Source organism: Stenotrophomonas sp. YAU14D1_LEIMI4_1, from assembly GCF_003086815.1.
In the GTDB taxonomy this organism is placed as follows: Bacteria; Pseudomonadota; Gammaproteobacteria; order Xanthomonadales; family Xanthomonadaceae; genus Stenotrophomonas.
The window spans coordinates 1,814,190-1,826,680 of record NZ_CP025997.1; the positions used below are offsets into that span (position 1 = coordinate 1,814,190).

Here is a 12,491-nt window from a genome sequence, read left to right on the forward strand (position 1 = left end):
GTTGATGCATTGTGATTGATGACCAGACTGTGAGCGCTCTCGATACTGCGGCCGGCTGCGGCACCCGCCTGCGCCAGGCCCGCGAGGCGGCCGGGCTGACCCTTGAAGACGTTGGCGCGCGCCTGCGCATGCCCGTCCAGGTGGTGAAGTCCCTGGAAGAAGAGCAGTGGCAGAAGCTCGGCGCGCCGGTGTTCGTGCGCGGCCAGCTGCGCAGCTATGCGCGCCTGCTGAACGTGGATATCAGCCAGCTGCTGGAACAGGCCCAGGTGGGGCCGGTGGTACCGCCCACCCTGGTCAGCCATACCCATACCCCGCGTGCGCGCCGCATTGCCGAAAACCTCGGCCGCCGTGCGCTGTACGTCGGCATTACTGCCGTGCTGGCGGTGCCGGTGTGGTTCGCCACCCGCGGCCACTTCGATGCCACCCCGTCAGCGCCCAGTACCGCCTCGCTGGATGCCATTCCCGCCGCCGTGCCGGTCACTCCGCCGGTGGCAGGCGGCGATGCCGCCGTTGCCAGCGCGCCGGTGGCCGCCCCGGCCGCCAAGCCGGCCGCGCCGTACGTGGCCTCGCTCACCCCGGTGCCGCGCCCGGCCCCGGCCGCTGCGCCGGCCGCCGCCAACCTGGACATGCAGTTCAGTGGCGACAGCTGGGTGGATATTGCCGGCCCCGACGGCGGCACGGTCGAGAAGGCCCTGATCAAGGCCGGCGAGCGCCGCAGCTTCACCCCCGGCCAGGTAACCCGCGTCACCCTGGGCAATGCCTCGGCGGTGCAGGTTCAGCAGAACGGCGCTATCGTCGATCTGAGCCCCTACCAGCGAGCCAACGTGGCCCGCTTTCAGGTATCCTCTGAAGGCTCCGTTGTCCCGGTTTCACACTGAGACGCGGTTTCACCACCTTCGATAATCCCAATGGTCCCTCCCGATGGGCGGGGCGAGAGTACGCATGGCGATCGACGATCTGCTCGACGAGCACGAACAAAGTGAACGCGTCCGCAGCTGGCTGCGGAGCAATGGCGCCAGCATCATCGGTGGCGTAGTCATCGCCATCGGTGCCATTGCCGGCTGGCAGTGGTGGCAGCAGCAACAGGGCGGCAAGCTGGCCACGGCCAATGTCGAATACCAGAAAGCCCTGGTCGGCCTGGAACAGAACAAGCTGGACGACGCCGCCAAGGCGGTGAAGGCGCTGGAGGCTGGCCCGTCCAGCATCTACGGCGATCTGGCCGCCCTGCAGCTGGCCAAGGCCCAGGTGGACGCGGGCAAGAACGAAGAAGCGCTGGCCACCCTGCGCGCGGTCAAGGTTGAAGGCGACCTGCAGCGCGTGGTCGACCAGCGCGTGGCGCGCCTGCTGGTGGCTACCGGCAAGAGCGATGAGGCGATCAAGCTGCTGGGCAGTGCCACCGACAGCAGCAGCCTGGAAATCCACGGCGATGCGCTGCTGGCCCAGGGCAAGCGCGACGCCGCGCGCGAACAGTATGAGAAGGCGCTGAAAACGCTGGACGTGGCAGCGCCGCAGCGGCGCCTGCTGGAAACCAAGGTTATGGACGCTGGCGGCACCGTCGCCGCCCCTGCGGAGTCGGTTTGATGAGTCAGAAGGTCATGATCACGCGCGTCGCTTCCGTGCTGCTGCTCGGTATGGCGCTGTCCGGCTGCAGCACCATGAAGGGCTGGTTCGCCGGTAAGGATGCCGCCGCCAAGAAGGCGCAGGAACCGGCCGAGCTGGTGAAGTTCGAGCCGACCGTGAAGGTCAACAAGGCCTGGTCGGTGAACCTGGGCAAGGGCGAGCAGCGCATTGGCGTGCGCCAGGGCCCGGTGGTGGCCAATGGCCACGTGTTCGCCGCGGCCATTACCGGCGGCGTGCATGCCATCGACCTGCAGACCGGCAAGAAGGTCTGGACCTGGGAACCGACCAAGGAAAAGAAGAAGCCGAAGCTGCGCCTGTCCGGCGGCCCCGGCGTGGGTGAAAACCTGGTGGTGATCGGCACGCTGGACGGCCAGGTCATTGCCCTGGACATCAACGATGGCAGCGAAAAGTGGCGCGCCCGCGTGCCCAACGAAGTCATCGCCGCCCCGGCCGTGGCCAACGGCCTGGTGTTCGTGCGCAGCAACGATGGCCGGGTGACCGCCTTCGATGCCGGCAACGGCACCCAGAAGTGGTTCAACCCCAGCGAACTGCCGGCCCTGACCGTGCGCGGCAACGCGCCGGTGGTCACCGGCCCGGGCGTGCTGTTCATCGGCAAGGATGACGGCGCCGTGTCCGCGCTGGCCATGCAGGACGGCCGCACCCTGTGGGACCAGAGCCTGGCCAGCGGCGAAGGTCGTACCGAGCTGGAGCGCATGGCCGACGTCGACGGCGCCCCGGTGCTGGAAGGCAATACGCTGTATGTCAGCAGCTTCAAGAACCAGACCATGGCCATCGAAGGCCCGACCGGTCGCCCGCTGTGGGCGCGTGACCACGGCGGCGCCGGTGGCGTGGCGGTGTCTTCGGGCAATGTGTTCGTAACCGACAACAAGGGCGGGGTGTTCGGCCTGGACAAGACCAGTGGCGCTGCCATGTGGTCGCAGACCGCACTGGCCCGTCGCTCGCTCACCGGCCCGGCGCTGCAGGGCGATTACGTGGTGGTGGGTGACTACAAGGGATACCTGCACTGGCTGCAGACGTCCGATGGCGCACTGGCGGCGCGGGCCAAGAGCGGCGGTGACGCCCTGCTGGCCCAGCCAATCGTGGCCGACGGATTGCTGCTGGTGCAGAACGTTGATGGCAAGCTGACCGCCTTCCGGTTGGCAAATTAATACGGAGTAATCGCGATGCTGCCTTTGGTCGCCCTGGTTGGACGGCCGAATGTCGGCAAGTCAACCATTTTCAATGCGTTGACCCGCACCCGTGACGCCCTGGTCCATGACCAGCCCGGCGTCACCCGCGATCGCAACTACGGCGTGTGCCGCCTGGATGAAGACAACCACTTCCTGGTGGTCGACACCGGCGGTATTGCCGAAGAAGAAGAAGGCCTGGCTGGCGCGACCACGCGCCAGGCCCGTGCCGCCGCTGCCGAAGCCGATCTGATCCTGTTCGTGGTGGATGCCCGTGAGGGCACCTCGGCCATGGACGATGAGATTTTGGCCTGGCTGCGCAAGCTCTCGCGCCCGACGCTGCTGCTGATCAACAAGATCGACGGCACCGACGAGGACAACGTGCGTTCGGAATTCGCCCGCTATGGCTTCGGCGAAATGCTGACCGTATCGGCCGCCCATCGCCAGGGTCTGGACGACCTGCTGGACGAAGTGATCCAGCGCCTGCCCGAAGAAGGCAGCGGCGAAGAGCTGGACAACGACCCGAACCGCATCCGCATCGCCTTCGTCGGCCGCCCCAACGTGGGCAAGTCGACGCTGGTGAACCGCATCCTGGGCGAAGAGCGCATGATCGCCTCGGACGTGCCGGGCACCACCCGCGATTCGATTGCGGTGGACCTGGAGCGTGACGGCCGCGACTACCGCCTGATCGATACCGCCGGCCTGCGCCGCCGTTCGCGCGTGGACGAAGTGGTCGAGAAGTTCTCGGTGGTCAAGACCATGCAGTCCATCGAGCAGTGCCAGGTGGCGGTGCTGATGCTGGACGCCACCGAAGGCGTGACCGACCAGGACGCCACCGTGCTGGGCGCCGTGCTTGATGCCGGCCGTGCACTGGTGATCGCCATCAACAAGTGGGATGGCCTGACCGAGTACCAGCGCGAGCAGGCCGAAACCCTGCTGTCGCTGAAGCTGGGCTTCGTGCCGTGGGCCGAATCGGTGCGCATCTCGGCCAAGCATGGCTCGGGCCTGCGCGAACTGTTCCGCGCCGTGCACCGCGCGCACGAATCGGCGAACAAGACCTTCACCACCAGCGAAGTGAACAAGGCGCTGGAAGTGGCGTACGAGACCAACCCGCCGCCGACCATCCGCGGCCATGTCTCCAAGCTGCGTTACGTGCACCCGGCCGGTTCCAACCCGCCCACCTTCATCGTGCACGGCACGCGCCTGAAGGAGCTGCAGGAATCGTACAAGCGCTACCTGGAAAACTTCTTCCGCAAGCGCTTCAAGCTGATCGGCACACCGGTGAGCTTCATCTTCCGCGAGGGTACCAACCCGTACGAGGGCAAGAAGAACGTCCTCACCGAGCGGCAGGTCAAGGCCAAGCGGCGCTTGATGAAGCACGTGAAGGGCAAGTAATACGAGAGGCGGCCGCAGGGCCGCCTTTTTCGTGGGAAACCGACCGGGGAAACCGGAAGGGAAAAACCGGACCGGAAAAACCGGACGGGGAAAAACGACGGGGTAGAGTCGACTGTCAGTCGACTGCCGCGCGCAGCGCGGGGCTTCGGGATTCGGCGAAGAGCAGTCGACCAACGGTCGACTCTACCGCGCGCGTTGCTGGCGCCGTCGTTACCGCGGCCACCCGCGCCCGGCGGCCGGCCTACAATGGGCACATGAGCATTCCCGAGCGTTCTCCGCAGCAGGCGCACGCGCGCCTGGCCCATGGCGCGGTGTTGATCGATGTGCGCAACGCGCACGAACGTGCCGGTGGCATGGCCGAGGGCGCGCGCGGCGTGGCCAAGGAAGATCTGCTGGCCGAGCCGGCCGCACACCTGCCCGCGCCCGATCAGGAAATCCTGCTGATCTGCCAGACCGGCAAGCGTTCGGCCGATGCGGCGCAGGCGCTAATCGCGGCGGGCTATTCGAACGTGGCTTCCGTGACGGGCGGCACCGTGGCCTGGCGCGGACAATCGCTGCCGCTGGTGCAGCCGCTGCTGTCCGCAGCTGATCAGGATTTCTACGACCGCTACTCGCGCCACCTGCTGCTGCCCCAGGTGGGCGAGGCCGGCCAGCGTCGCCTGCAGCAGGCGCGCGTGCTGGTGCTCGGCGCCGGCGGTCTGGGCGCACCGGCCAGCTTCTATCTGGCGGCCGCCGGGGTAGGGCACCTGCGCCTGGTCGACCACGACCACGTGGAGCGCAGCAACCTGCAGCGGCAGATCGTGCATACCGAAGCCAGCGTCGGCCAGGCCAAGGTGGAATCGGCGCGCGAGCGTCTGCTGGCGCTGAACCCGAGCATCGACGTGGAGGCCGTGTGCGAGCGGGTCACGTCCGAAAACATCGACCGCCTGCTGCAGGGCGTGGACGTGGTGCTGGATGGCTCGGACAACTTCCCGCTGCGCTATCTGCTCAACGATGCCTGCATCAAGCACGCGGTGCCGCTGGTGTATGCGGCCATCGAGCGCTTCGACGGCCAGGTAAGCGTGTTTGACGCCGGCCGCCAGCGTGGCGTGGCGCCGTGCTACCGCTGCCTGTTCCCTGAGCCGCCGCCGCCGGAATTTGCGCCCAACTGCGCCGAGGCCGGGGTGCTGGGCGTGCTGCCCGGCCTGGCCGGGGTGCTGCAGGCCACCGAGGTGCTGAAGCTGCTGTTGGGCATTGGCGAGCCGCTGGTCGGGCGGTTGCTGCGGTTCGATGCGCTGGGCCTGCGGTTCCGGGAAAGCCGCATTGCGCCGGACCCGACGTGCCCGGTGTGCGCGCCGGGTGGGGTGTTCCCCGGGTATATCGATTACGCCGCGTTCTGCCGGGGCGGGTGACTGTAGAGTCGAGCCATGCTCGACTGCCTTTGGCCCGCCGAGCAGAGCAGTCGAGCATGGCTCGACTCTACAATGGAACGATGATGGGTGTTGTTTCTGCCATCGTTCCGTTTTCGGCACAATCAAACGCAACGCACGTGCTATTGCCGTCCACCAACTTCCCCTATCGTTGACCCCATCAACGCATATGGGGAACGCACCGCATGGCGGTAGAAGCAGCGACCAGCGAACTGGTCAAGGTCGTCGCCCTGTTGGGCGCAGCGGTGGTCATGGTGCCGCTGTTCCGCAGGCTGGGCCTGGGCTCGGTACTGGGCTATTTCACTGCCGGTCTGGCCATCGGTCCGTTCGGGCTTGGCTGGTTCTCCGACCCGCAGGCGATCCTGCACACCGCCGAACTGGGCGTGGTGATGTTCCTGTTCGTCATCGGCCTGGAAATGCGGCCGTCGCACCTGTGGAGCCTGCGCAAGGAAATCTTCGGGCTGGGCACGCTGCAGATCGTCACCTGCGCGCTGGTGCTGACCAGCATCGCCAAGCTGTTCGGGCTGCCCTGGCAGGTCGCCTTCATCGGCGCCACCGGCTTCGTGCTGACCTCCACCGCAGTGGTGATGCAGCTGCTGGCCGAGCGCGGCGACGTCGCGCTGCCGTCGGGGCAGAAGATCGTTTCCATCCTGCTGTTCGAAGACCTCTTGATCGTGCCGCTGCTGGCCTTGGTGGCGTGGATGGCGCCCAGCGCCGGCAGTGCCGACGGTGAATGCTCGCGCTGGTTGTCGGTGGCCATCGGCGCCGGCGCCATCATCGGCCTGGTGCTGGTTGGCCGCTTCCTGCTGAACCCGCTGTTCCGCCTGCTGGCCGAAGCCAAGGCGCGCGAAGTGATGACCGCCGCCGCGCTGCTGGTGGTGCTGGGCGCGGCGCTGCTGATGCAGCTGTCGGGCCTGTCGATGGCGATGGGCGCGTTCCTGGCTGGCGTGCTGCTGAGCGAATCGACCTTCCGCCACCAGATCGAAGCGGACATCGAACCGTTCCGCGGCATCCTGCTGGGCCTGTTCTTCCTGAGCGTGGGCATGGCGCTGGACCTGGGCGTGGTGGCCGGCAACTGGCCGCTGATCGTCGGCCTGGTGCTGGCGCTGATGGCCGCCAAGGCCCTGTGCATCTACGTGGTGGCGCGCCTGATGGGCAGCGACCACGCCCAGGCGCTGGACCGTGGTGTGCTGATGGCGCAGGGCGGTGAGTTCGCCTTCGTGCTGTTCAGTGCCGCCGCCAGCGCCGGCGTCATCAACATGGACATCAATGCCAACTTCACCGCCGTGGTGGTGCTGTCGATGGCGCTGACCCCGCTGGTGGTGCTGGTCTACAAGCGCGTGGCGCCCAAGCCGGAAGTGAGCCTAGAAGGCGTGGACACCGCCGATGGCCTGTCCGGCAGCGTGCTGCTGATCGGCTTCGGCCGCTTCGGCCAGGTGGCCAGCCAGTCGCTGCTGGCTCGCGACGTGGACGTGACCATCATCGACAACGACGTGGACATGATCCACAACGCCGAGCGCTTCGGTTTCAAGATCTATTACGGCGACGGCACGCGTCTTGACGTGCTGCACGCTTCCGGCGCGGCCACCGCACGTGCCATTGCGGTGTGCGTGAACAATGCCGAAGACGCCGACCGGATCGTGGAGCTGGTGGCGCACGAATTCCCGCAGGCCAAGCTGCTGGTGCGCTCGTTCGACCGCGAGCACTCGCTGCGGTTGATCCATGCCGGCGTCGATTTCCAGATTCGCGAAACCTTCGAATCGGCCCTGCTGTTCGGCCAGGCTGCGCTGATGGAGCTGGGTGCCGAAGAGGAGGACGCCCAGGAAATCGCCGAGCAGATCCGCGAGCGCGACGCCGAGCGTTTCGAACTGGAAATGGCCGGCGGCAGCCTGCGCGCCGGTGCGCACATGGTGTTCGGCAGCGCACTGCCGGGCGTACCGACCCCGACGCCGTTTACCGCACCCAAGCGCAAGGCGCGCACCTTGAACGCCGACCAGGTGCCGGAAGAAGAAGAGGAATGAGGGGGCGGGGTCGGATCCCTTTCCAACGGAAAGGGCTCCGACCCCGGGCCTCGTAGGCTCCGCAGCTTGCGGGGTCAGAGCCCTTTGCCTGCGGCAAAGGGATCCGACCCCTTCCTGGCCGCATCCTGCGGTGGGCGAGGGGGCCTGAATCAGGGACAATAGCGTCCCCGCCGCCGCCTGCCCCCGCATTCGATGAACGATTCCGTCGCAACGCCTCCTGCCCGCATCCTCGATGGCCGCCGTATTGCCGAGGATCTGCTCGACAGCCTGAAGGTGCGCGTTGACGCCCGCGTGGCCGCCGGCGGCAGCCGCCCGGGCCTGGCCGTGGTGCTGGTGGGTGGTGACCCGGCCTCGACCGTGTACGTGCGCAACAAGCGCCGCGCGGCGGAAAAGGTCGGTATTGAAGCCTACGACTACGATCTGCCGGCCGGCACCACCGAGGCCGAGCTGCTGGACCTGATTGACCAGCTGAATGCCGACCCGAAGATCAACGGCATCCTGATCCAGCTGCCGTTGCCGGGCATCCCGGACGCGCGCCGGCTGATCCAGCGCATCGACCCGCGCAAGGACGTGGACGGTTTCCACCCGGAAAACGTCGGCCACCTGGCCCTGCGTGAATTCGGCCTGCGCCCGTGCACCCCGCGCGGCATCACCACGCTGCTGGGCCACACCGACCAGCCGGTGCGCGGCCGCAACGCCACCATCGTGGGCGTGAGCAACCACGTGGGCCGGCCGATGGGCCTGGAGCTGCTGATTGCCGGCTGCACCGTGACCAGCTGCCACAAGTTCACCCCCAAGGACGTGCTGGAACAGGCCGTGCGCAACGCCGACATCCTGGTGGTGGCCGTGGGCCGCCCGGGCATCGTGCCGGGTGAATGGGTGAAGCCGGGCGCCGTGGTGATCGACGTGGGCATCAACCGGCTGGATGACGGCCGGTTGGTGGGTGACGTCGGGTTTGAAGCCGCCGCCGAGCGCGCGAGCTGGATCACCCCGGTGCCGGGTGGTGTGGGCCCGATGACCGTGGCCACGTTGATGCAGAACACGTTGGAAGCGGCGGAAGCCCTGAGCTGACCTGCGGTTGGTGGGCTGGGGCAGGGCGCATGACCCGCTCTTGGTAGGTGCCAACCTTGGTTGGCACGCTCTGTCCGTCATTTGGACCCCAGATGGGGTAAGGGCGTCTGCCGGTTTGTGCCAACCAAGGTTTGCACCTACCAAAGGCGGATCTCCGGGGTTGGCACGCTCTGTCCGGCATCCAGACCCCAAATGGGGTGAGGGCGTCTGCCGGTTCGTGCCAACCAAGGTTGGCACCTACCAAAGGCGGTTTTCCGGTTGGGTTGATCCCACGCGGTTCCGGTTGGGGGTGATCCCGCGGCCGGGCCTGGCCCCCTGAACCGATCGTTGCCCGCGCGACACTGCGTCGCATCCACCCCCTCCCATCGGACGTGAAAAAGGGGTAAAATGTCGCGCTTCCCCACATCTCGGGTATGCCGATGCTGCGCATCCAGGCTGAAGCACTCACTTACGACGACGTCTCGCTCGTCCCCGCTCATTCGACCATCCTGCCCAAGGACGTCAACCTCGAAACGCGGTTGACTCGCGACCTGAAGCTGAAGCTTCCGATCCTGTCTGCAGCCATGGATACCGTCACCGAAGCCCGCCTGGCCATCGCCATGGCCCAGCTCGGCGGCATGGGCATCATCCACAAGAATCTCAGCCTGGAACAGCAGGCCGCGGAAGTGGCCAAGGTCAAGAAGTTCGAGGCCGGCGTCATCCGCGACCCGATCACCGTTGGCCCGGAAACCACCATCCGCGACGTGCTGGCCCTGACCCAGGCACACAACATCTCCGGCGTGCCGGTGGTGGGCAGCGACGGCCTGCTGGCCGGTATCGTGACCCACCGCGATATGCGCTTTGAAACCGAGCTGGACGATCCGGTCCGCCACATCATGACCAAGAAGGATCGCCTGGTCACGGTGAAGGAAGGCGCCGCCAGCGATGAAGTGCTGCAGCTGCTGCACCGCAACCGCATCGAAAAGGTGCTGGTGGTCAACGATGATTTCGCCCTGCGTGGCCTGATCACCGTGAAGGACATCCAGAAGAACACCGACTTCCCCAACGCTGCCAAGGATCTGTCGACCCGTCTGCTGGTCGGCGCTGCCGTCGGCGTGGGTGGCGATACCGATCGCCGCGTGGAAGCGCTGGTCGCCGCCGGCGTGGACGTGATCGTGGTTGATACCGCGCACGGCCACTCGCAGGGCGTGCTGGACCGCGTGGCCTGGGTGAAGAAGAACTTCCCGCACGTGCAGGTGATCGGTGGCAACATCTGCACCGGCGAAGCTGCACTGGCACTGCTGGACAGCGGCGCGGACGCGGTGAAGGTGGGCATCGGCCCGGGCTCGATCTGCACCACGCGCGTGGTTGCCGGCGTGGGCGTGCCGCAGGTGACCGCCATCGATCTGGTGGCCGAAGCGCTGCAGGACCGCATCCCGCTGATCGCCGACGGTGGCATCCGCTACTCGGGCGACATCGGCAAGGCGCTGGCCGCCGGTGCCTCGACCATCATGGTCGGCGGCCTGCTGGCCGGTACCGAGGAATCGCCGGGCGAGACCGAGCTGTACCAGGGCCGTTCGTACAAGAGCTACCGCGGCATGGGTTCGCTGGCCGCCATGGAAAAGGGGTCGAAGGACCGCTACTTCCAGGACGCCGCCACCGCCGACAAGCTGGTGCCGGAAGGCATTGAAGGCCGCGTGCCGTACCGCGGCCCGGTGGGCGGCATCATCCACCAGCTGATGGGCGGCCTGCGCGCCACCATGGGCTACGTGGGCTGCGCCACCATCGACGACATGCGCACCAAGCCCAAGTTCGTGAAGATCAGCGGCGCCGGCCAGCGTGAGAGCCACGTCCACGACGTGACGATCACCAAGGAGCCGCCGAACTACCGCGCCTGACGCGGGCCGGGCAAAGAGGAACGAGGAAGCTGATTCCCGTTCCTCTTTCTCTATCTGCTGTTGAAAAAGCATTCGAAGTTTCGTTTTCCCTACTGCATTGCCAGGGCGCCATGACCAACATCCACAACGACAAGATCCTGATCCTCGATTTCGGCGCGCAGTACACGCAGCTGATCGCCCGCCGCATCCGCGAGCTGGGCGTCTACTGCGAAATCTGGGCCTGGGACCACAACCCGGCCGAGATCGCGGCGTTTGGCGCCAAGGGCATCATCCTGTCCGGTGGCCCGGAATCGACCACGCTGCCGGGCGCCCCGGCCGCGCCGCAGGAAGTGTTCGACAGCGGCCTGCCGATCTTCGGCATCTGCTACGGCATGCAGACCCTGGCCGCGCAGTTGGGCGGTGCTACCGAAGCCGCTGACCAGCGCGAGTTCGGCCACGCCGAAGTGAACGTGATCAACCCGGATGCGCTGTTCAAGGGCCTGAGCGACCACGGCGGCGAGCCGAAGCTGAATGTCTGGATGAGCCACGGCGACCACGTCTCCGTTGCGCCGCCGGGCTTCACCATCACCGCCACCACCGACCGCATTCCGGTGGCCGCCATGGCCAACGAAGAAAAGCGCTGGTACGGCGTGCAGTTCCACCCGGAAGTGACCCACACCCTGCAGGGCCAGGCGCTGCTGCGCCGCTTCGTGGTGGATGTGTGCGGCTGCCAGACCCTGTGGACCGCCGCCAACATCATCGACGACCAGATCGCCCGTGTGCGCGAACAGGTGGGCGATGACGAAGTGATCCTGGGCCTGTCCGGCGGCGTCGATTCGTCGGTTGTGGCCGCGTTGCTGCACAAGGCCATCGGCGAAAAGCTGACCTGCGTATTCGTGGATACCGGCCTGCTGCGCTGGCAGGAAGGCGACCAGGTGATGGCGATGTTCGCCGAGCACATGGGCGTGAAGGTGGTACGCGTGAATGCCGCCGACCGTTACTTCGCCGCGCTGGAAGGCGTGAGCGACCCGGAAGCCAAGCGCAAGATCATCGGCAACCTGTTCGTTGAGATCTTCGACGAAGAGTCGAACAAGCTGAAGAACGCCAAGTGGCTGGCGCAGGGCACCATCTACCCGGACGTGATCGAGTCGGCCGGCAGCAAGACCGGCAAGGCGCATGTGATCAAGAGCCACCACAACGTGGGGGGCCTGCCGGAGCACATGAAGCTGGGCCTGGTGGAGCCGCTGCGCGAGCTGTTCAAGGACGAAGTGCGCCGCCTGGGCGTTGAACTGGGCCTGCCGCGCACCATGGTCTACCGCCATCCGTTCCCGGGCCCGGGCCTGGGCGTGCGTATCCTGGGTGAAGTGAAGCGCGAATACGCCGAGCTGCTTGCCAAGGCCGATGCCATCTTCATTGATGAGCTGCGCAAGGCGGATCTGTACGACAAGACCAGCCAGGCGTTTGCCGTGTTCCTGCCGGTGAAGTCGGTGGGCGTGGTGGGCGACGCGCGTGCTTACGAGTGGGTGATTGCGCTGCGGGCCGTGGAGACGATTGACTTCATGACGGCGCATTGGGCGCATCTGCCGTATGAGTTCCTGGGTACGGTGAGCAACCGGATCATCAATGAGTTGCGGGGGGTGTCGCGGGTTGTCTATGACATCTCGGGGAAGCCGCCGGCTACTATTGAGTGGGAATGAGTTGAAAGAACGAGGGCGCCGAGAGGCGCCCTTGTTGGAGGGAATGAGCCTAGGCCGTTTTCATCTGTAGGATGGCATTTGCCATCCTGGGACGTCACAGGGCCTGTCTCACTGGCCTAGAATGAGGGGTAAACCTCCCTGAATTCGAGATTCGCGTGTTCCAGCGCACGGGCGGTTTGGATTTCGCGGTGATTGAAGCAGACGGGGGTGGCCGATTGAATTGGGCCCATCATAA

9 protein-coding genes are annotated in these 12,491 nt (G+C 66.4%); all 9 read left to right on the forward strand.

What is annotated here, in order from left to right:
- The first annotated feature begins 11 nt into the window (after positions 1-11).
- Complete coding sequence (locus C1932_RS08465; RefSeq protein ID WP_108761824.1) at positions 12-878, forward strand: RodZ domain-containing protein; 867 nt, start codon at positions 12-14, stop codon at positions 876-878.
- A gap of 64 nt (positions 879-942) precedes the next feature.
- A complete protein-coding gene (locus tag C1932_RS08470) occupies positions 943-1,581 on the forward strand; it encodes a tetratricopeptide repeat protein (RefSeq protein WP_108755991.1) in 639 nt (212 codons plus the stop codon).
- Positions 1,581-2,789 carry an outer membrane protein assembly factor BamB gene (gene bamB, locus C1932_RS08475; RefSeq protein WP_108749400.1) on the forward strand — a complete coding sequence of 403 codons (1,209 nt, stop codon included), beginning with the start codon at positions 1,581-1,583 and terminating at the stop codon, positions 2,787-2,789. Before C1932_RS08470 ends, bamB begins: the two co-directional genes overlap by 1 nt.
- 15 nt (positions 2,790-2,804) lie before the next feature.
- On the forward strand, positions 2,805-4,202 hold the full coding sequence (gene der, locus C1932_RS08480; RefSeq protein ID WP_108752881.1) for a ribosome biogenesis GTPase Der: 1,398 nt from the start codon (positions 2,805-2,807) through the stop codon (positions 4,200-4,202).
- Positions 4,203-4,456: 254 nt separating this feature from the next.
- Positions 4,457-5,593, forward strand: a complete 1,137-nt coding sequence (gene moeB, locus C1932_RS08485) for a molybdopterin-synthase adenylyltransferase MoeB (protein ID WP_108761825.1) — start codon at positions 4,457-4,459, stop codon at positions 5,591-5,593.
- A gap of 203 nt (positions 5,594-5,796) precedes the next feature.
- Positions 5,797-7,632 carry a monovalent cation:proton antiporter-2 (CPA2) family protein gene (locus C1932_RS08490; RefSeq protein ID WP_108761826.1) on the forward strand — a complete coding sequence of 612 codons (1,836 nt, stop codon included), beginning with the start codon at positions 5,797-5,799 and terminating at the stop codon, positions 7,630-7,632.
- Positions 7,633-7,824: 192 nt separating this feature from the next.
- The gene (gene folD / locus C1932_RS08495) at positions 7,825-8,703 is read left to right on the forward strand and encodes a bifunctional methylenetetrahydrofolate dehydrogenase/methenyltetrahydrofolate cyclohydrolase FolD (RefSeq protein ID WP_108749405.1); all 879 of its coding nucleotides are present in this window, start codon (positions 7,825-7,827) and stop codon (positions 8,701-8,703) included.
- A gap of 419 nt (positions 8,704-9,122) precedes the next feature.
- The gene (guaB, locus tag C1932_RS08500) at positions 9,123-10,580 is read left to right on the forward strand and encodes an IMP dehydrogenase (protein ID WP_108747812.1); all 1,458 of its coding nucleotides are present in this window, start codon (positions 9,123-9,125) and stop codon (positions 10,578-10,580) included.
- A 110-nt stretch (positions 10,581-10,690) separates the two neighbouring features.
- Positions 10,691-12,256, forward strand: coding sequence for a glutamine-hydrolyzing GMP synthase (gene guaA / locus C1932_RS08505; RefSeq protein ID WP_005413109.1), 1,566 nt, complete (start codon positions 10,691-10,693; stop codon positions 12,254-12,256).
- Positions 12,257-12,491: the final 235 nt, after the last annotated feature.